Origin of the sequence: Neobacillus piezotolerans (assembly GCF_003362805.1) — a bacterium.
Lineage (GTDB): Bacteria > Bacillota > Bacilli > Bacillales > Cytobacillaceae > Bacillus_D > Bacillus_D piezotolerans.
On the sequence record NZ_QNQT01000001.1, the window covers coordinates 679,723 to 697,911 of the forward strand.

General features: G+C 48.4%; 18 protein-coding genes. All 18 read left to right on the plus strand.

What is annotated here, in order from left to right:
- The first annotated feature begins 45 nt into the window (after positions 1-45).
- The 18 genes from nusA (at position 46) to dapA (ending at position 17,983) form a co-directional block, all read left to right on the plus strand.
- Positions 46-1,179 (plus strand): transcription termination factor NusA, encoded by a 1,134-nt coding sequence (gene nusA / locus DRW41_RS03205; protein WP_115450503.1) that lies wholly within the window; start codon positions 46-48, stop codon positions 1,177-1,179.
- Between the two features lie 18 nt (positions 1,180-1,197).
- Positions 1,198-1,479: an RNase P modulator RnpM gene (rnpM, locus tag DRW41_RS03210; protein WP_115450504.1), complete on the plus strand. Its 282-nt coding sequence runs from the start codon at positions 1,198-1,200 to the stop codon at positions 1,477-1,479.
- The gene (locus DRW41_RS03215; protein ID WP_115450505.1) at positions 1,479-1,781 is read left to right on the plus strand and encodes a YlxQ family RNA-binding protein; all 303 of its coding nucleotides are present in this window, start codon (positions 1,479-1,481) and stop codon (positions 1,779-1,781) included. The genes rnpM and DRW41_RS03215 overlap by 1 nt, the downstream gene beginning before the upstream one ends.
- Before the next feature lie 19 nt (positions 1,782-1,800).
- A complete protein-coding gene (infB, locus tag DRW41_RS03220; protein WP_115450506.1) occupies positions 1,801-4,305 on the plus strand; it encodes a translation initiation factor IF-2 in 2,505 nt (834 codons plus the stop codon).
- The gene (locus DRW41_RS03225) at positions 4,305-4,583 is read left to right on the plus strand and encodes a DUF503 domain-containing protein (protein ID WP_181884423.1); all 279 of its coding nucleotides are present in this window, start codon (positions 4,305-4,307) and stop codon (positions 4,581-4,583) included. Before infB ends, DRW41_RS03225 begins: the two co-directional genes overlap by 1 nt.
- Positions 4,584-4,600: 17 nt before the next feature.
- Positions 4,601-4,972 (plus strand): 30S ribosome-binding factor RbfA, encoded by a 372-nt coding sequence (gene rbfA / locus DRW41_RS03230; protein ID WP_115450508.1) that lies wholly within the window; start codon positions 4,601-4,603, stop codon positions 4,970-4,972.
- Between the two features lie 69 nt (positions 4,973-5,041).
- On the plus strand, positions 5,042-5,965 hold the full coding sequence (truB, locus tag DRW41_RS03235) for a tRNA pseudouridine(55) synthase TruB (protein WP_115450509.1): 924 nt from the start codon (positions 5,042-5,044) through the stop codon (positions 5,963-5,965).
- A 68-nt stretch (positions 5,966-6,033) separates the two neighbouring features.
- The gene (gene ribF, locus DRW41_RS03240; RefSeq protein WP_115450893.1) at positions 6,034-6,984 is read left to right on the plus strand and encodes a bifunctional riboflavin kinase/FAD synthetase; all 951 of its coding nucleotides are present in this window, start codon (positions 6,034-6,036) and stop codon (positions 6,982-6,984) included.
- 148 nt (positions 6,985-7,132) lie between these two features.
- Positions 7,133-7,402 (plus strand): 30S ribosomal protein S15, encoded by a 270-nt coding sequence (rpsO, locus tag DRW41_RS03245; RefSeq protein WP_115450510.1) that lies wholly within the window; start codon positions 7,133-7,135, stop codon positions 7,400-7,402.
- A 179-nt stretch (positions 7,403-7,581) separates the two neighbouring features.
- Positions 7,582-9,702, plus strand: a complete 2,121-nt coding sequence (pnp, locus tag DRW41_RS03250; protein WP_115450511.1) for a polyribonucleotide nucleotidyltransferase — start codon at positions 7,582-7,584, stop codon at positions 9,700-9,702.
- Positions 9,703-9,922: 220 nt separating this feature from the next.
- Entirely contained in the window at positions 9,923-10,879 is a 957-nt protein-coding gene (locus DRW41_RS03255; protein WP_115450512.1) for a polysaccharide deacetylase family protein, read from the plus strand.
- Positions 10,880-10,977: 98 nt separating this feature from the next.
- A complete protein-coding gene (locus DRW41_RS03260; RefSeq protein ID WP_115450513.1) occupies positions 10,978-12,216 on the plus strand; it encodes a M16 family metallopeptidase in 1,239 nt (412 codons plus the stop codon).
- Between the two features lie 180 nt (positions 12,217-12,396).
- The gene (locus tag DRW41_RS03265; RefSeq protein ID WP_115450514.1) at positions 12,397-12,645 is read left to right on the plus strand and encodes a YlmC/YmxH family sporulation protein; all 249 of its coding nucleotides are present in this window, start codon (positions 12,397-12,399) and stop codon (positions 12,643-12,645) included.
- Positions 12,646-13,006: 361 nt separating this feature from the next.
- Positions 13,007-13,909, plus strand: a complete 903-nt coding sequence (gene dpaA, locus DRW41_RS03270; RefSeq protein WP_115450515.1) for a dipicolinic acid synthetase subunit A — start codon at positions 13,007-13,009, stop codon at positions 13,907-13,909.
- Positions 13,906-14,505 carry a dipicolinate synthase subunit B gene (gene dpaB / locus DRW41_RS03275; RefSeq protein ID WP_115450516.1) on the plus strand — a complete coding sequence of 200 codons (600 nt, stop codon included), beginning with the start codon at positions 13,906-13,908 and terminating at the stop codon, positions 14,503-14,505. Before dpaA ends, dpaB begins: the two co-directional genes overlap by 4 nt.
- Positions 14,506-14,691: 186 nt before the next feature.
- The gene (gene asd, locus DRW41_RS03280; RefSeq protein ID WP_115450517.1) at positions 14,692-15,747 is read left to right on the plus strand and encodes an aspartate-semialdehyde dehydrogenase; all 1,056 of its coding nucleotides are present in this window, start codon (positions 14,692-14,694) and stop codon (positions 15,745-15,747) included.
- A 29-nt stretch (positions 15,748-15,776) separates the two neighbouring features.
- Complete coding sequence (gene dapG, locus DRW41_RS03285) at positions 15,777-17,024, plus strand: aspartate kinase (RefSeq protein WP_115450518.1); 1,248 nt, start codon at positions 15,777-15,779, stop codon at positions 17,022-17,024.
- Between the two features lie 77 nt (positions 17,025-17,101).
- On the plus strand, positions 17,102-17,983 hold the full coding sequence (gene dapA, locus DRW41_RS03290) for a 4-hydroxy-tetrahydrodipicolinate synthase (RefSeq protein WP_115450519.1): 882 nt from the start codon (positions 17,102-17,104) through the stop codon (positions 17,981-17,983).
- Positions 17,984-18,189 lie beyond the last annotated feature (206 nt).

Consider the following 18,189-nt stretch of genomic DNA (forward strand, 5'->3'; position numbering starts at 1 on the left):
CTATTTGCCAAAATTATTAAAAAGGCTAAAGGGGGATTAGAACTCATGAGCAGCGAACTTTTGGATGCTCTAACTATTCTGGAAAGAGACAAGGGAATTTCCAGGGATGTATTAATAGAAGCAATTGAAGCAGCCCTCGTTTCGGCATATCGCCGTAACTTCAACCAGGCGCAAAATGTGAGAATCGATATTAACATGGAGAACGGGCTGATGCGCGTTTTCGCAAGGAAAGAAGTCGTTGACGAGGTTTTCGATCCACGTCTTGAAATTTCTATCGACGAGGCTAGGAAAATCAACCCTAACTATCAGGTTGAAGATATCGTTGAAATGGAAGTTACGCCGAAAGACTTTGGACGCATTGCCGCCCAGACCGCGAAGCAGGTAGTCACTCAGCGCGTACGTGAGGCTGAACGCGGTATTATCTATTCGGAGTTCATCGATCGCGAAGAAGACATTATGACCGGTATTGTCCAAAGGATCGATTCGAAATTCATCTATGTTAGCCTTGGGAAAATTGAGGCCCTGCTGCCAATCAACGAACAGATGCCAAACGAACACTACAAGCCGCATGACAGGATCAAGGTTTTCTTAACAAAAGTCGAAAAGACCACCAAGGGGCCGCAAATTTTCGTTTCAAGGACCCATCCTGGCCTGCTGAAGAGGCTGTTTGAAATCGAAGTGCCTGAAATCTACGACGGCACAGTTGAAATCAAATCCGTCGCCCGCGAAGCGGGAGACAGGTCGAAAATTTCCGTCCATTCCGAGAATCCGGAAGTTGACCCGGTCGGCTCATGCGTCGGCCCTAAGGGAACACGCGTACAGGCTGTTGTGAATGAACTAAAAGGCGAAAAGATAGATATCGTGAAATGGTCGGATGATCCGGTCATATTCGTTGCGAACTCGCTTAGCCCTTCAAAAGTTCTGGATGTCATCGTCAATGAGGCGGATAAGGCAACAACGGTCATCGTTCCAGACTATCAACTATCCCTGGCGATTGGCAAAAGAGGCCAGAACGCGCGCCTGGCGGCAAAACTTACCGGGTGGAAGATTGATATTAAGGCAGAAACCGAAGCTCGTGAAATGGGCATCTTCCCGCGTGAGGAAACGATCAGGCTTTTTGATGAAGAAGAAGAGTATTACGAGGAAGACGATTTTGACTTTGAAGAAGAAACGGATTAACGAGCGGAGGGAATTGGCGTGAACAAAATGAAAAAGGTTCCGATGCGTAAATGTGTCGCAACAGGGGAAATGAAACCCAAAAAAGAACTTGTTCGCATCGTTCGCTCTAAAGAAGGCGTGGTCTCAATCGATCCCACGGGCAAGAAGTCGGGCCGCGGCGCGTACCTTTCCCTGGATCGTGAAGCCATTCTATTGGCAAAGAAAAAGAATGTACTATCAAACCATTTGCAAACTGACATAGATTCTACTTTATATGACGAGCTCCTCGAGCTCATTGAAAAGGAGAAACGGCAATCCTGATGAAACCAAATCAATGGATGTCATTGCTTGGCTTGGCAAATCGGGCACGCAAAGTCATTTCAGGGGAAGAGCTTTCCATAAAGGAAATCCGGAGCGGGAAGGCCAAATTAATCCTGCTATCCGCGGATGCATCAGCCAATACCGCCAAAAAAATCACGGACAAGTGCAATTCCTATCAAGTCCCTTGCAGGACCGTCGATAATCGGTTCGACCTTGGTTCGGCAATCGGAAAAGATGCGCGCGTGGTGGTGGCTGTACTGGATGATGGTTTTGCCGGGAAATTGATGACACTGCTCGATTAATACTAGCGGGGGTGAAAGAATGAGTAAGACACGTGTATATGAATACGCTAAAAAATACAATGTTTCGAGTAAAGATATAATCGCCAAATTGAAAGATATGAATGTTGAAGTCTCTAACCATATGGCGACGATAGAAAATGACGCTTTCAATAAACTGGAAGCCATCTACAATAAAAAGGATGACAGGCCGCAGCCGCGTCCGCAGCAGGGAGACCAAACTGGCCGCCCGCAGCAAGGAAACCGGGATAACCGGCCACAGGGCAGCCAGCAGCCGCGTCAACAAGGAAATAGGGACAGCCGCCCACAAGGGAACCGCGATGACCGGCCGCAATCCGGCCAAGGTACCCGTCCGCAAGGCAGCCAGGGAACGCGCCCGCAAGGAAAGCGCGATGGCCGTCCGCAAGGCAGCCAGGGAACGCGCCCGCAAGGAAAGCGCGATGGCCGTCCGCAAGGCAGCCAGGGAACGCGCCCGCAAGGAAACCGCGATGGCCGTCCACAAGGCAGCCAAGGAACGCGCCCGCAAGGCGGACAGCAAAACCGTCCCCAACAGCCGGCGGCAGCCAATCAGCAACGTCCTTCAAGACCTGCTGGCCAAAAGCCTGTAGAGAGCAAAAAATCGGAAAATGATAACAGGTCAAAAGAAAATAAAGCGTTCAATAAAGGGAAAACTTCAAATAGGCCCAATCAGAATCAGGGCCAAAACAGGAATAGGCCTGGCAAGAAGCCTCATCAGCATCAGCCGGCTCCTGTCGTGAAAAAAGAAAGGGAACTCCCTGAAAAGATTACTTTCACAGAATCCCTGACAGTTGCCGAACTCGCGAAGAAGCTTTACAGGGAGCCATCCGAAATCATCAAGAAGCTGTTCCTTCTCGGTGTGATGGCGACAATCAATCAGGAACTTGATAAAGATGCGATTGAACTGATTGCCAGCGAGTACGGAGTTGAAGTCGAAGAAGAAATCAAAATAGACACAACTGACCTTGAAGTTTACTTCACAGAGGATGAAACTGAAAACCTCGTTGAAAGGCCATCGGTCGTTACGATCATGGGCCACGTTGACCATGGTAAAACGACATTGCTTGATTCCATTCGCCATACAAAAGTAACAGCAGGCGAAGCAGGTGGAATCACCCAGCATATCGGTGCATACCAGGTAGAAGAAAACGGCAAAAAGATCACTTTCCTTGATACGCCTGGACACGCCGCGTTTACAACTATGCGTGCACGTGGTGCTAAAATTACCGATATCACCATCCTTGTCGTAGCAGCTGATGATGGCGTAATGCCGCAAACGGTTGAGGCAATCAACCATGCGAAGGCAGCGGAAGTGCCAATTATTGTCGCAATCAACAAAATGGATAAGCCAACCGCGAATCCTGACAGGGTCATGCAAGAATTGACCGAGCACGCCCTTGTTCCTGAAGCATGGGGCGGGGATACAATTTTCGTTCCGCTTTCAGCGAAAACAGGGGAAGGGATCGATAATCTCCTTGAAATGATTCTTCTTGTAGGTGAAGTGGAAGAATACAAAGCGAATCCGAACCGTAAAGCGGTCGGAACAGTCATCGAGGCCCAGCTTGATAAAGGCCGCGGATCTGTCGCGACATTGCTTGTCCAGAATGGAACACTAAAAATCGGTGACCCGATTGTTGTCGGCGATACGTTCGGCCGCGTCCGCGCGATGGTTAACGACAAAGGGCGCCGCGTGAAAGAAGCCGGCCCATCAACTCCGGTAGAAATTACCGGCTTGAATGATGTCCCTCAGGCAGGCGACCGTTTCGTCGTATTTGAAGATGAGAAAACTGCAAGGCAGGTCGGGGAGTCCCGCGCCTCACAAGCATTGGTCGCATCCCGTGGCGAAAAGTCCCGTGTAAGCCTGGATAACTTGTTTGAACAGTTAAAACTAGGGGAAATGAAAGACTTGAACATCATTATCAAAGCCGATGCCCAAGGTTCCGCGGAAGCAATGGCTGGATCCCTGATGAAAATTGAAGTTCCAGGAATCAATATCCGGATAATCCATACTGGAGTCGGTGCGATTAACGAATCCGACATCACCCTAGCCGCTGCTTCGAATGCTATCGTAATCGGATTTAATGTCCGCCCTGATGCGAATGCCAAGCGCGCGGCTGAGGCTGAAAAAGTGGATATGCGTTTGCACAGAATTATTTACAAGGTAATTGAAGAGATTGAAGCTGCCATGAAGGGTATGCTTGATCCTGAGTTCCAGGAGAAAGTTATCGGTCAGGCTGAAGTCCGCCAGACGTTCAAAGTATCCAAAATTGGTACAATTGCCGGTTCTTATGTAACAGATGGCAAGATTACCCGAGATAGCGGAATCCGCGTCATTCGTGACGGCGTTGTTATTTTTGAAGGTACAATCGACGCCTTGAAGCGTTTCAAGGATGATGCCAAAGAAGTAGCGCAAGGGTACGAGTGCGGTATCACAATCAAGAACTTCAATGACGTTAAAGAAGGCGACGTCATCGAGGCGTTTATTATGGAGGAAGTGGAAAGGAAATGATTGTAGGCATTGCCAGATGTGAGTGCATGATTTATGATGCCGGCTCCCTAAAGGAGAAACGCGCGGTCCTGCAAAGGATTATCAGCCGCATCAGGCAAAAATACAATGTTTCCGTTTCGGAAGTGGACTATCAGGATGCATGGCAGAGGACAGCGATTGCGGTCGCTGCCGTCGCCTCCGCGAAGGTCCCGGCCGAACGGGAAATCCAAAACGCAATCAAACTGATTGATTCCTTTCCGGAAATAGAAAGGACCCTCACCGATATAGAATGGCTTTAAAATAAGAGGTGACTGACATGAGCCATAGAGCAAACCGTGTTGGAGAACAAATGAAAAAAGAGCTGAGCGAAATCATCGGCCGGAAAATCAAGGATCCTCGGATTGGATTCGTAACGGTAACAGATGTTCATGTAACCGGGGACCTTCAGCAGGCAACGGTTTACATTTCTGTTCTCGGTGATGAAGAACAGCGGGAAAATACGTTGAAGGGCCTCGCCAAGGCAAAAGGATTCATCCGCTCCGAAATCGGCAACCGGATCCGCTTGCGGAAAACCCCTGAAATTGTATTTGAATTCGATGAGTCGATTGACTATGGAAACAGGATTGAAACACTCCTTACAAAAATCCACAATGAAGATAAGCAGGATGACCGGAACGATGAGGAATAGGCGCGATGGGTAGACGTATGTCTATCCATCTTTTTTCTGACTGAAGAATAAATGAAGGGAGCAGTTGCGATGGAAGGGATTATACCGCTTTATAAACCGGCCGGGCTAACCTCTCATGACTGCGTTTTTAAATTGAGGAAAATTTTAAAGACTAAAAAGGTTGGGCACACCGGGACGCTCGATCCCGATGTTACAGGGGTTTTGCCGATTTGCGTCGGCAGGGCGACAAAGGTCGCGGAATACATAACAGATGCGGGAAAAGCGTACGAAGGCGATGTAACCATTGGGGTTTCAACAGAAACGGAAGATGCTTCGGGAGCCATCGTTGAGGAAAAACATGTTGGCCGTGTGATAACAAGGGAGGAAATCCTCTCGGTATTTGAAACGCTGACAGGGGAGATCGTTCAGATTCCGCCAATGTATTCGGCAGTTAAGGTGAATGGGAAGAAGTTGTATGAATACGCCCGCAGCGGCCAGGAAGTTGAAAGGCCGACTAGGAAGGTCACCATATACAGTCTTGAGTTAATGGACGATCGGACAGAATTTTCCGGTGATAAAATCACCTTCCGGTTCAGGGCGGAATGCAGCAAAGGGACCTACATCAGGACCCTGGCCGTCATGATCGGTGAACGCCTCGGTTATCCAGCCCATATGTCATCGTTGGTCAGGATCAGGTCCGCATCCTTTTCTCTTGACGATTGCCTCACTTTTTCCGATATTGAAGAATTGATGGAAAAAGGGGAGATTGGGAATGCGCTCAGGCCGCTTGAAAGCGCGCTTCTTCATTTGCCCAAATACAGGATAAATGATACATTAGCAGAGAAAGTAAAGAACGGGATGCGCCTGCCAATCCCTGAGCAATTCACGAATTTGGACGGCCCTGTCGTTGTTGAGCGCGGGGACGGAAAGGCCCTGGCTATTTACAGCCGCCATCCTGAAAAACCTGGGATCATGAAGCCGGTCAAAGTGCTTCGAAATGACAGGGAACTTTAAAGAGCGTGCTTTTCCGCTGCATTAAATTGCCGGAGAAACCGCAGCTTTACGAGAAAGGTGAACCTATAGTGGAAGTAATAAATCTCGGATTTCCCCATAACCTGGATCAAAAATCTGTGCCCGAGGCGGCCGTGGCGCTCGGGTATTTTGACGGAGTCCACCTTGGCCATCAGCGCGTCATTGCCGATGCGAAGGAGGAAGCCTCGAAAAAGGGAATAAAAACTGCTGTAATGACTTTCCACCCGCATCCAAAGGCTGTGCTTAGAAAGCTTGATCAGGATATAGAGCATATCACTCCCCTGAAGGAAAAGATCGAGCGCATCCAGGGTGAGGGAGTCGATATATTATACATTGTTGATTTCAGCCCTGAATTTGCGAACCTGACCCCTCAGGAGTTTGTGGACCAATACATCATTGGCCTTAATATTGTCCATGTTTCCGCCGGCTTTGATTATACATACGGGCGGATGGGGAAAGGTACGATGGAAACACTGCCGTTCCATTCAAGAGGGAAATTCACTTATTCGACCGTCGGGAAACTAAGCGAGGGCGGCGAGAAAATCAGTTCCACCCGCATCAGGAAACTATTGTCGGAAGGCCGGACAGATGAAATAGCCGTGCTGCTCGGCAGGAATTACACAACCCCCGGGGTGGTCATCCATGGAGATAAGCGGGGAAGGACCATAGGGTTTCCAACAGCGAATGTTGAACCGGAAAACGGCTACCTGATCCCGCCTCCCGGAGTATATGCGGTACGGATTAAGATTGGCGGCCAATGGCATTTTGGGGTTTGCAATATCGGCTTTAAGCCGACATTCAATAAAGACATGCGTGGGAAGCCATCCGTTGAAGTGCATATTTTTAATTTTTCAGATGATGTATACGGTGAAAATGTACTTGTTGAATGGCACAAATATCTTCGGAAGGAACAAAAATTTTCAGGCATCGAACAGCTCGTGGCCCAAATCACGAAAGACAAGCTGGATGCGATGGTCCATTTTGGCATTCGTCCCGAATAAATCCTTCCAAACCATGGTTTATGCTTGCTTTTTGGGCCAAAACATTGTATTCTTATTAACGTATCAAAAAAAGAACCTTTGCTTGGCAAGTCGAGTCACCGACGCTTGCTCAGTAAACGGGGATTGAAATTTTAGGAGGTGAACCAGGATGGCAATCACGCAAGAACGCAAAAACGAGCTGATCAATGAGTACAAAACTCATGAAAACGACACTGGATCCGCAGAGGTCCAAATCGCTGTCCTTACAGAATCGATTAACAACCTGAACGATCACTTGCGCACTCACAAGAAAGACCACCATTCACGCCGCGGTCTTTTGAAGATGGTTGGTAAGCGCCGTAACCTTTTGACTTACCTTCGCAACAAGGACGTTCAACGCTACCGTGAGTTAATCAATAAGCTTGGCTTACGTCGATAGTCAAAAGAAGCGGGAATTTTCCCGCTTTTTTGTTAGGTAAAAATAGAGTGGCAATATTCATACATATTTTAAGCCAGGTGTAATTTGAGCATACTAACATTAATTTGTTATTAAATATATGTTTTAGTGCTGTGGGAATATTCAAAAGCGAATGAGCCGGAAAGAGGGGTAATAACTATATGGAATCACCGAAACAAGAGTTTTCGATTGACTGGGCGGGACGAAAGTTAACAGTGGAGCTTGGCCAGCTTGCAAAGCAGGCGAATGGCGCTGTCCTTGTCCGTTATGGTGATACAGCGGTCCTAAGCACCGCAACCGCATCAAAAGAACCAAAAAATGTCGACTTTTTCCCATTGACAGTCAACTATGAGGAGCGTCTTTACGCCGTCGGGAAAATCCCTGGCGGATTCATTAAACGTGAAGGGCGCCCAAGCGAGAAGGCAATCCTCGCCAGCCGCCTAATTGACCGTCCGATCCGTCCGTTGTTTGCAGACGGCTTCAGGAATGATGTCCAGGTTATCAGCATCGTCATGAGCGTGGACCAGGACTGTCCATCCGATATGGCAGCGATGTTCGGATCTTCACTTGCTTTGAGCGTTTCCGACATTCCATTCCAAGGCCCTATCGCGGGAGTCATCGTCGGACGCGTTGACGGCAATTTTGTCATTAACCCGACTGTCGAACAAAGTGAAAAGAGCGATATCCATCTTGCCGTCGCAGGTACGAGGGATGCGATCAACATGGTTGAAGCGGGGGCGAAGGAAGTTCCTGAAGAAGTCATGCTTGAAGCGATCATGTTCGGCCATGAGGAAATCAAACGCCTCGTCGAATTCCAGGATCAGATCATTAAGGTTTGCGGCAAGGAAAAACGTGAAGTGACCTTATATCAAGTCGACCAGGATTTGAAAGCCGAAGTCCTTGAAGCTTGTGAAAAAGATATGCTGAACGCGATCCAGGTGCAGGAAAAGCACGCGCGTGAAGCTGCCATTAAAGAAGTGAAGGACCAGGTCCTTGCGAAATACGCAGAGCAGGAAGCAACCGACGAAGACATCAAACAGGTAAAACAAATCCTGGACAAGCTCGTCAAGGATGAAGTGCGCCGTTTGATTACTGAAGAAAAGGTACGTCCAGACGGCCGTGGCGTGGATGAAATCCGCCCATTGTCCTCACAGGTTGGCATTTTGCCGCGCACACATGGCTCCGGCTTGTTTACCCGCGGGCAAACTCAGGCACTAAGCGTTTGTACGCTTGGTGCGATGGGTGACGTCCAAATCCTGGATGGCCTCGGCCTTGAGGAAGAAAAGCGGTTCATGCACCATTACAACTTCCCGCTCTTCTCTGTAGGGGAAACCGGACCGATCAGGGGCCCTGGCCGCAGGGAAATTGGCCATGGTGCTTTAGGCGAAAGGGCGCTTGAGCAAGTCATTCCTTCCGAAAAGGATTTCCCATACACGATCCGCCTCGTATCGGAGGTTTTGGAATCGAACGGTTCGACTTCCCAGGCGAGCATCTGCGCAAGCACCCTTGCTATGATGGATGCCGGTGTGCCAATCAAGGCACCGGTTGCGGGAATCGCGATGGGACTTGTGAAATCTGGGGAAAATTATACGGTTTTAACAGATATCCAGGGTATGGAAGACCATCTTGGCGATATGGACTTTAAAGTTGCCGGTACATCCAAAGGCGTAACGGCGCTTCAAATGGACATCAAGATTGAAGGCCTTTCCCGCGAAATTCTCCAAGAAGCTTTGGAACAGGCGCAAAAAGGGAGGATGCAAATCCTTGAATCGATGCTTGCGACCCTTTCTGAGCCGAGAGAGCAGTTGTCCCCTTATGCGCCTAAGATCCTGACAATGACGATCAATCCGGACAAAATCAGGGATGTTATCGGGCCAAGCGGAAAGCAAATCAACAAAATCATTGAAGAAACCGGCGTAAAAATCGACATTGAACAGGACGGAACGGTTTTCATTGCTTCCACAAATGAAGAAATGAACCAGAAAGCAAAGAAAATCATTGAAGATATCGTCCGTGAAGTCGTAGTCGGGGAATACTATCTAGGAAAAGTGAAGCGGATTGAGAAGTTTGGCTGCTTCGTAGAAATATTTGCCGGCAAAGACGGCCTCGTCCACATTTCGGAACTTGCCGAAGAACGCGTCGGTAAAGTTGAAGACGTCGTGAAAATCGGCGATGAGATGCTTGTCAAGGTAACTGAAATCGACCGCCAGGGCAGGGTGAACCTGTCTAGGAAAGCTGTACTGAAAGAACAGCGCGAAAAAGCGGAGCAACAAAATAAATAAAATCGCATCCACGAAATTCCGCGGCTGTGTTGATTGGCTTAAATATCAGTAAGAAGACAAAGCCAGGGGACAACCCTGGCTTTGTCTTTTTTTGGAATCCGTAAATGATTGCCTGTATCCTTCTTGAGACAGTGTGAAAATATCCAGATTGCCCAGGGCGTAGGGGGCTTGTTCTACCATACGCTGCTCCAACATACTTTTGTATGGAGGAGGGAGCTATATGGTTAAGCGGTTTGGGTTATTTTTAATGGCATGTTTTCTTTTTATTTCACTCGTAAACAGCCCTTTGGTCGGGTCATACATACAATCTCTGAAAATCGGCGCGGAGGCCGTTTCAAAGCAGAATGATCCTCTATACGAGAGAATTTCAATGGAAGCGGCGGAAAAGAGAATTCCCGCTGAGGATGCCCGCATTGATAAAGTGTGGAAAACAATGCCCGGCTATAATGGGTTGGAAATCGACATTCCCGCGTCATACCGGAAAATGAAAGCATCGGGCAAATTTGACCCGAAAAAGCTTGTTTATAAGGAAGTCAAGCCCAAAATCCATCTCGGGCAATTGCCGCCTGCGCCTATATTCAGGGGCAGCCCGTCAAAGCCAATGGTTTCGTTTGCCGTCAATGTTGCCTGGGGGAACGAGTTTTTGCCGGATATGCTGGCTGTTATGAAAAGGCACAATGTGTCCGCCAGTTTTTTTCTAGAAGGAAATTGGGTAAAGAAGAATCCGGAGATTGCTAAAATGATTGCCTCAGCGGGACATGAAATTGGGAACCACTCTTATTCCCATGCAGATATGAAACGAATATCAAAGGAAAAGGCCCTTGACGAGTTAAGGAAGACAAATGAGGTCATTGAAGCCACAATCGGCAATAAATGTACCTGGTTTGCCCCCCCGAGCGGCAGCATGGGACCGGATACAGCAGCCATTGCCGCCGAGGCAGGAATGGGGACCATCATGTGGACTGTCGATACGGTGGATTGGAAAAAGCCAAGTCCGGAAACAATTATTAACAGGGTCTCATCGAAGGTTTCCAATGGTTCAATCATTTTAATGCATCCAACCGAGCCAACAGCACTCGCACTGGAACGGCTGATATTGTCGATAAAAGAAAAGAAGCTCAAAATTGGCACCGTTTCCGATATGCTATCGGAAAGCAGGGTAGAAGTAATAGAGTAGGTTGCGGCGGCTCCTCTAAAATTTGGAGAATCGGCCACGAACATGTAAAATGATTTCAGAGCAAGCCGCAGCAGTTGTCCAAGAACAGGAGGAATTCGATGATTAAGAAATATACTTGCCAAAATGGTGTGCGAGTTGTGCTGGAAAATATTCCAACGGTCAGGTCCGTTGCAATCGGGGTCTGGATCGGTACAGGCTCCAGGAATGAGGTGCCTGAGAATAACGGAATTTCACACTTTTTGGAGCACATGTTCTTTAAAGGAACAAAAACACGTACAGCCCGGGAAATCGCTGAATCATTCGACAGCATCGGCGGCCAGGTAAATGCCTTTACTTCGAAAGAATACACCTGCTATTACGCAAAGGTGCTTGATACACACGCGGATTTCGCCTTGGAAATCCTATCGGATATGTTTTTCAATTCAACGTTCGATGGCGACGAACTTAAAAAGGAAAAGAATGTTGTTTTGGAAGAAATCAAAATGTACGACGACACACCGGATGATATTGTCCATGATCTTTTAAGCAAGGCGGTTTATGAAAAGCATCCGCTCGGCTATCCGATCCTTGGAACTGAATCGACACTTGAAACCTTTACCGGCGACAAGCTTAATGAATATATTTTCAACCATTATACACCTGAGAATGTCGTCATCTCGATTGCCGGTAACATTACTGACTCGTTCATTTCCAAGGTAGAAAAGCATTTCGGCTCCTACGAAGGCGGCAATCCCGAAATCCGTGAAAACAAGCCTGACTTCCATGCTAACCGTCTTTCCCGGAAAAAAGAAACCGAACAGGCTCACCTGTGCATTGGCTTTGAAGGCCTTAAGGTTGGCCATGACGATATTTACAGCCTGATTGTTTTAAACAATGTCCTTGGCGGGAGTATGAGCAGCCGCCTCTTCCAGGATGTCCGTGAACAGCGCGGTCTCGCGTATTCGGTCTTTTCGTACCATTCAGCTTATCAGGACAGCGGTATTGTCACAATTTACGGCGGCACAGGCGCGAAGCAGCTCGACCTGCTGTACGAAACAATCCAGGAAACGCTTGATACGCTGAAACGTGACGGAATAACAGATAAAGAGCTTGTGAACAGCAAGGAGCAGCTCAAGGGGAGCCTGATGCTCAGCCTTGAGAGCACGAACAGCCGGATGAGCCGGAACGGAAAAAATGAATTGCTGTTAAAATACCACCGTTCACTGGATGAAATCGTCGAGCAGATTGACAATGTGACAAAGCATAGCGTTGATAGCCTTGCAAGCTCAATTTTTACCGACCACTTCTCGGTCGCTTTGATCAGTCCTGACGGGGAACTCCCAGCCAAATTGAAATAATTGATATTTTACGGCCATTGCGGATGCAATGGCTTTTTTCATTCCAAAATCTAATCAAACAAAAGTAACAGTCTTAAAATTTAATAGCCCAAGCAAAGAAACCAGCTATCCTTTAACAGGTAGTCTATTTTCCGCTAAAGGGCTATACACTAATAGAAGAATAGCAGGGGGGCGATCAAATTGAGGCTGAGCGAGCTTAGCGGGAAGGAAATTGTGGATGTGAAGCGGGCGGAGCGTCTGGGGGTCCTTGGCCAGACCGATCTTGAGATAAATGAACAAACAGGCCAAATCCAGGCATTGCTAATCCCGTCGCTAAAATGGTTTGGTCTCCGGAAGCAGGGCGAAGAAATCCGGGTTCAATGGAAGCACATAAAAAAAATCGGCGCCGAAATGATTATCATTGATTTCCCTGGAGAAGCAGACGAGTAACTTCAATAGAGAAATCATATGAAATTCCTGACCATTACAGCAAAAACTGCTAGCTTTTCCCATCCCTTCCCATCCCAATACCAAATACAATAATTTAATTATGTTAACAAAACCCGGTTGAAGGCAGCCGGGTTATTTTTCGTTTCTTGCATCAAATGAATAAAACCCTTTTTACCGGATACAGGTCCCACAAAACCGCTATCGTTCACAGAAGCACAGGAATTTTTTACATAAGAGCTGGGGGTTGATTAAGCCGGCATTCCGCTTTCGTTTTCACAGAAATCTGCTTCCCTTCATAAACTGATAAGTAGCCTGGAGACTGGGCAACGAATGATTTTTTGAAAAAGAAGGTGAAGGGTTCATGCTGACAGGTATGCAGATAGCCATCATTGGCGGGGATGCCCGGCAGCTCGAAATCATCAGGAAGCTGACCGAACTGGATGCGAAGCTATCGCTGATTGGTTTCGAACAACTGGATCATGCCTTTACAGGTGCGCAAAAAGAAAAATTATCGGAAGCGGATTTTTCTGAAATGGATGCGCTTATCCTCCCTGTATCGGGAACGAGCCTGGAGGGCCAGGTTGAGACGATTTTTTCGAATGAGCAGGTCATTTTAACAGAAGCATGCCTTGCCAAAACGCCTGAAGCATGCACGATTTATACCGGAATTACGAATCCATATTTGACTGGCATAACAAAGCAAGCGAAAAGGCGTCTCGTCCAGCTGTTTGAGCGGGATGATGTCGCGATATACAATTCCATCCCAACCGTCGAGGGAACGATTATGATGGCAATCCAGCATACCGATATAACAATCCATGGATCAAAAGTCGCCGTGCTCGGTCTTGGCAGGACGGGAATGAGCGTGGCAAGGGCCTTTGCCGCTCTCGGCGCCAAGGTGAAAGTGGGCGCGAGGAGGAGCGAACACCTTGCACGGGTGACCGAAATGGCACTTGAGCCTTTTCATCTATCAGACATAGAAAAAGAGCTTAGGGATGTGGATATTGTCATCAACACAGTTCCGCACCAAATTGTAAGTGCATCGGTGATCTCGAAAATGGCGGTGCATACGCTGATCATCGACCTTGCCTCCAAGCCGGGCGGGACCGATTTCCGTTATGCGGAAAAACGGGGCATCAAAGCGCTCTTGGCCCCGGGGCTGCCCGGAATCGTCGCTCCGAAGACAGCCGGCCAGATTTTGGCGAATGTCCTGACGCAATTGCTTCAGGCGGATCTTAAAAACCGAAAGGGGAAAGCGATATGAATCTTAAAGGAAAGCGAATCGGCTTCGGTCTCACTGGATCCCATTGCACCTATGACGCCGTTTATCCGGAAATTGAGAAGCTTGTCAACGCTGGAGCAGAGGTTGTCCCTGTAGTCACGTTCACGGTAAAGAATACCGAGACAAGATTCGGCAAGGGCGAGGACTGGATTGAAAGGATTGAAAAACTGACTGGAAAAACCGCGATCGATTCAATCGTTAAAGCCGAACCGCTCGGACCGAAGGAACCTCTTGATTGTATGGTCATTGCGCCATTGACCGGAGCCTCGATGAGTAAATTTGCAAATGCGATTAATGATTCGCCGGTCCTGATGGCCGCTAAGGCGACGCTTAGGAACCAGAAACCGGTTGTGTTGGGGATTTCAACGAATGATGCACTTGGGCTGAACGGCGTCAACCTGATGAGGCTCATGGCATCGAAGAACATATTTTTCATTCCGTTCGGGCAGGACGACCCGGAAAAAAAACCAAATTCGATGGTTGCGAGGATGAGTCTCTTAAAAGAAGCAGTGGAAGCAGCCCTTGAGGGAAACCAGCTGCAACCCGTCCTGGTTGAGAGATACCTTGATGAAAATTAGCCAATTCGCGCCAGACGTGCAATTGATTATTTCATTGTTGAAGGAATGTGATAAAATGTAGGAAAGTTTGTCGGCGGGCATCGCCCGCTGATATCTTTCATACATATGGGGCCGAGTGCCATCATAGATTGCATTTACTTGAATAATCAAAGCGAATGCTTTTTGACGGAAGGGGTAAACAGAAAAATGGATGGTCAAACTGGTTTGAATGTGGCTGTCGTCGGTGCAACAGGCGCTGTTGGCCAGCAAATGATTGAAACACTCGTAAAAAGGGATTTCCCTATTAAAAAGCTTGTCCTGCTTTCCTCAGCCCGTTCTGCTGGAAAGGTTGTAACAGTAAATGGTAAGGAGCATGTTGTCCAGGAGGCCAAGCCGGAAAGCTTTGAAGGCATTGACATCGCCTTGTTCAGCGCCGGCGGCAGTGTTTCAAAGGAGCTCGCGCCAGAAGCGGCAAAGCGCGGAGCCATTGTCATCGACAATACGAGCGCTTTCCGGATGGACCAGGAAGTGCCTCTTGTAGTTCCGGAAGTAAATGAAGAAGATGTGCATACACATAAAGGGATTATCGCGAATCCAAACTGTTCGACGATTCAGATGGTTGTCGCGCTTGAACCAGTCCGCAAGAAGTTCGGCCTGAAAAAGATCATTGTCTCCACATACCAGGCGGTTTCCGGAGCGGGTGCGGCGGCGATTGAGGAATTGAAGGAAGAAACGCGGGCCATCCTTGCGGGTGAGGCATATGAACCGAAAGTCCTTCCGGTAAAAGGGGCCGATAGGCATTACCAGATTGCCTTCAACGCGATTCCTCAAATCGATAAATTCGAAGATAACGGCTTTACTTTTGAAGAACTGAAAATGATCAATGAAACGAAAAAGATTATGCACGACCAAAGCCTACAGGTCGCGGCTACATGTGTAAGGCTGCCGGTCGAGACGGGCCATTCCGAATCGGTTTACTTTGAAATCGAATCGGAAGGCGTCACCGCGAATGATATTAAGGAACTTTTGAAGGACGCACCCGGCGTTGTTCTCCAGGATGATCCCGCGAACCAGGTTTACCCTATGCCCGCGGATTGCGTAGGGAAACAGGATGTTTTTGTGGGAAGGATCCGAAGGGATCTTGATAATGAGAAAGGATTCCATATGTGGGTCGTTTCGGACAATCTCCTGAAAGGCGCTGCATGGAATTCCGTCCAAATCGCGGAAAGCCTTGTCCGCCTAGGCGTCGTCGGACAGAAATAAAAACAACATAGCAGTTTTGGGGTGCTTGAATGAAAGTAATAGTCCAGAAGTTTGGCGGTACATCAGTCAGGAACGAAGAAAGCAGGCAAAATGCCAAAAACCATATTGAAAAGGCCCTTTCTGAAGGATATAAGGTTGTCGTTGTCGTTTCGGCCATGGGACGCAAAGGTGACCCGTATGCAACGGACACCCTTCTCTCCCTTCTGGAAGGGAGCATTGGGAAAATCAGCAGGCGCGAAATTGATATGCTGATGTCCTGCGGCGAGATTATTTCCAGCGTAGCGTTTACATCGCTTCTTCTTGAATCGGGTATTAAAGCTGTCGCCCTAAATGGAGCGCAGGCAGGTTTCCGGACAAATGACGATCATACAAACGCCAAGATCATCGAAATGAAATGTGAGCGGCTCCTTGAAGAGCTAAATGTAGCGGATGTCGTCGTGGTCGCCGGCTTCCAGGGAGTGGCCGAAAACGGAGACGTGACGACTATTGGCAGGGGCGGAAGCGATACGTCCGCGGCCGCGATTGGCGCCGCACTCGGCGCCGAATGGATCGATATTTTCACGGATGTGGAAGGAATCATGACCGCCGACCCGAGAATCGCCGAAAACGCAAGGCCGCTGCCAATTGTCACTTATACGGAGGTATGCAACCTCGCCTATCAAGGCGCGAAGGTCATCCACCCAAGGGCAGTTGAGATAGCGATGCAGGCAAAAGTGCCGATGCGGATCCGGTCCACCTATTCAGACGGGCCGGGCACACTCGTTACTAGCCAGGCGAGAACAAGCGCAGGCAGCGATATAAAAGAACGGCCGGTTACAGGGATTGCCCATGTTCCAAACGTCACCCAGATTAAGGTATTCGCGAGAGACGGGCAGTACAATTTGCAATCGGAAGTCTTCAAGGCAATGGCAAACGAAAAAATTTCTGTCGACTTTATCAATATTTCTCCGAACGGGGTTGTTTACACCGTGTCCGAGGATTCAGCCGACCGCGCTATTTCCGTCCTGAACGTCCTTGGCCATGAACCCGTTGTGGAAAGGAATTGCGCGAAAGTATCGGTTGTCGGCGCGGGAATGGCCGGAGTGCCGGGCGTCACGGCAAGGATTGTAACAGCGCTGGCAGGCCAGGGCATCCGCATCCTCCAATCCGCCGACAGCCATACAACCATTTGGGTCCTCGTAGAGCAGGACGACCTTATTAAGGCTGTCAATGCCCTTCACGATGCCTTCCATCTGGAAAACGAGTCCGCAGAGTTTGAAAGGCCGCAAGGAATTTAATATACAACAACAAAAAGGTATTAAGCCGGCAGGTGCCTTGCCTGCCCAAACCAATCAAAGGACGGGTGAAGAGGACCATGATTCATTTTGGCAGAGTTTCAACTGCGATGGTAACGCCTTTCGATAAGAAAGGGCATATCGATTTTACGAAAACAACCCAGTTAATCAACCATTTAATCGAAAATGGGACTGACTCTCTAGTTATCGCGGGTACAACCGGCGAATCGCCTACATTATCCAAGGAGGAAAAACTAGCTCTGTTCAGCCATGCTGTCAAAGCAGTCGCCGGCCGGATTCCTGTCATCGCTGGAACAGGAAGCAATAACACCTATGAATCAATTGAAATGACAAAAAAAGCGGAACAGCTTGGCGTGGACGCGATCATGGTTGTCGCCCCTTATTACAACAAGCCGAACCAGGAAGGCCTTTACCAGCATTTCAAGGCAGTCGCGGAAAGCACTAAGCTGCCGGTGATGGTTTACAATATACCTGGCAGGGCTGTTGTCAACATCGCGCCGGAAACAGTCATCCGCCTTTCCGAAATCCCAAATATCGTAGCAGTCAAGGAAGCCAGCGGCGACCTGAATGCCATGACAAAAATCATCGCAAATACACCGGAAGATTTCATTCTCTACAGCGGCGACGACGGTATTACATTGCCGGTTCTTTCCATTGGAGGGTTTGGCGTCGTATCGGTGGCTTCCCATATCATCGGCAATGAAATGCAGGAAATGATCCAGGCATTTTTCGCGAAGGAACTTGAGAAAGCGGCCCGTCTCCATCAGCAGCTTCTTCCGGTCATGCAGGGGCTGTTCGCGGCTCCTAGCCCGGCTCCTGTAAAAACAGCCCTTCAGCTGAAAGGGATGGACGTAGGCTCTGTAAGGCTTCCGCTCGTTCCATTAAGCGCTGAAGAGCGCACCGCATTGACGTCAGTACTGGGGATCCATCAGCCCTCTTAATTGTATTTTCGTCCCTCAAAAGGGAAAAGGACATGATTTTCAAGGCAGCAGGCGCGATTAATGCCCGCTGTCTTTTTTCATGGGCAAGGTGAATTTTCAACGAACAGTAAAGAGGCCATTTGTGTATTAGAAGCGCAATTATTACCTTGCTTTTTTAAAGAGAAGAAGTTGCCGTGCCTGGCAGTTTTTTCTTTTGGCGCGCGGGA

What these genes read in the sequence shown, in the direction of transcription:
- nusA (WP_115450503.1), top strand. Translation starts at nt 46, where the DNA reads ATGAGCAGCGAACTTTTGGATGCTCTAACTATTCTGGAAAGAGACAAG.
- DRW41_RS03215 (WP_115450505.1), top strand. Translation starts at nt 1,479, where the DNA reads ATGAAACCAAATCAATGGATGTCATTGCTTGGCTTGGCAAATCGGGCA.
- infB (WP_115450506.1), top strand. Translation starts at nt 1,801, where the DNA reads ATGAGTAAGACACGTGTATATGAATACGCTAAAAAATACAATGTTTCG.
- rbfA (WP_115450508.1), top strand. Translation starts at nt 4,601, where the DNA reads ATGAGCCATAGAGCAAACCGTGTTGGAGAACAAATGAAAAAAGAGCTG.
- truB (WP_115450509.1), top strand. Translation starts at nt 5,042, where the DNA reads ATGGAAGGGATTATACCGCTTTATAAACCGGCCGGGCTAACCTCTCAT.
- rpsO (WP_115450510.1), top strand. Translation starts at nt 7,133, where the DNA reads ATGGCAATCACGCAAGAACGCAAAAACGAGCTGATCAATGAGTACAAA.
- pnp (WP_115450511.1), top strand. Translation starts at nt 7,582, where the DNA reads ATGGAATCACCGAAACAAGAGTTTTCGATTGACTGGGCGGGACGAAAG.
- DRW41_RS03255 (WP_115450512.1), top strand. Translation starts at nt 9,923, where the DNA reads ATGGTTAAGCGGTTTGGGTTATTTTTAATGGCATGTTTTCTTTTTATT.
- DRW41_RS03260 (WP_115450513.1), top strand. Translation starts at nt 10,978, where the DNA reads ATGATTAAGAAATATACTTGCCAAAATGGTGTGCGAGTTGTGCTGGAA.
- dpaA (WP_115450515.1), top strand. Translation starts at nt 13,007, where the DNA reads ATGCTGACAGGTATGCAGATAGCCATCATTGGCGGGGATGCCCGGCAG.
- dpaB (WP_115450516.1), top strand. Translation starts at nt 13,906, where the DNA reads ATGAATCTTAAAGGAAAGCGAATCGGCTTCGGTCTCACTGGATCCCAT.
- asd (WP_115450517.1), top strand. Translation starts at nt 14,692, where the DNA reads ATGGATGGTCAAACTGGTTTGAATGTGGCTGTCGTCGGTGCAACAGGC.
- dapG (WP_115450518.1), top strand. Translation starts at nt 15,777, where the DNA reads ATGAAAGTAATAGTCCAGAAGTTTGGCGGTACATCAGTCAGGAACGAA.
- dapA (WP_115450519.1), top strand. Translation starts at nt 17,102, where the DNA reads ATGATTCATTTTGGCAGAGTTTCAACTGCGATGGTAACGCCTTTCGAT.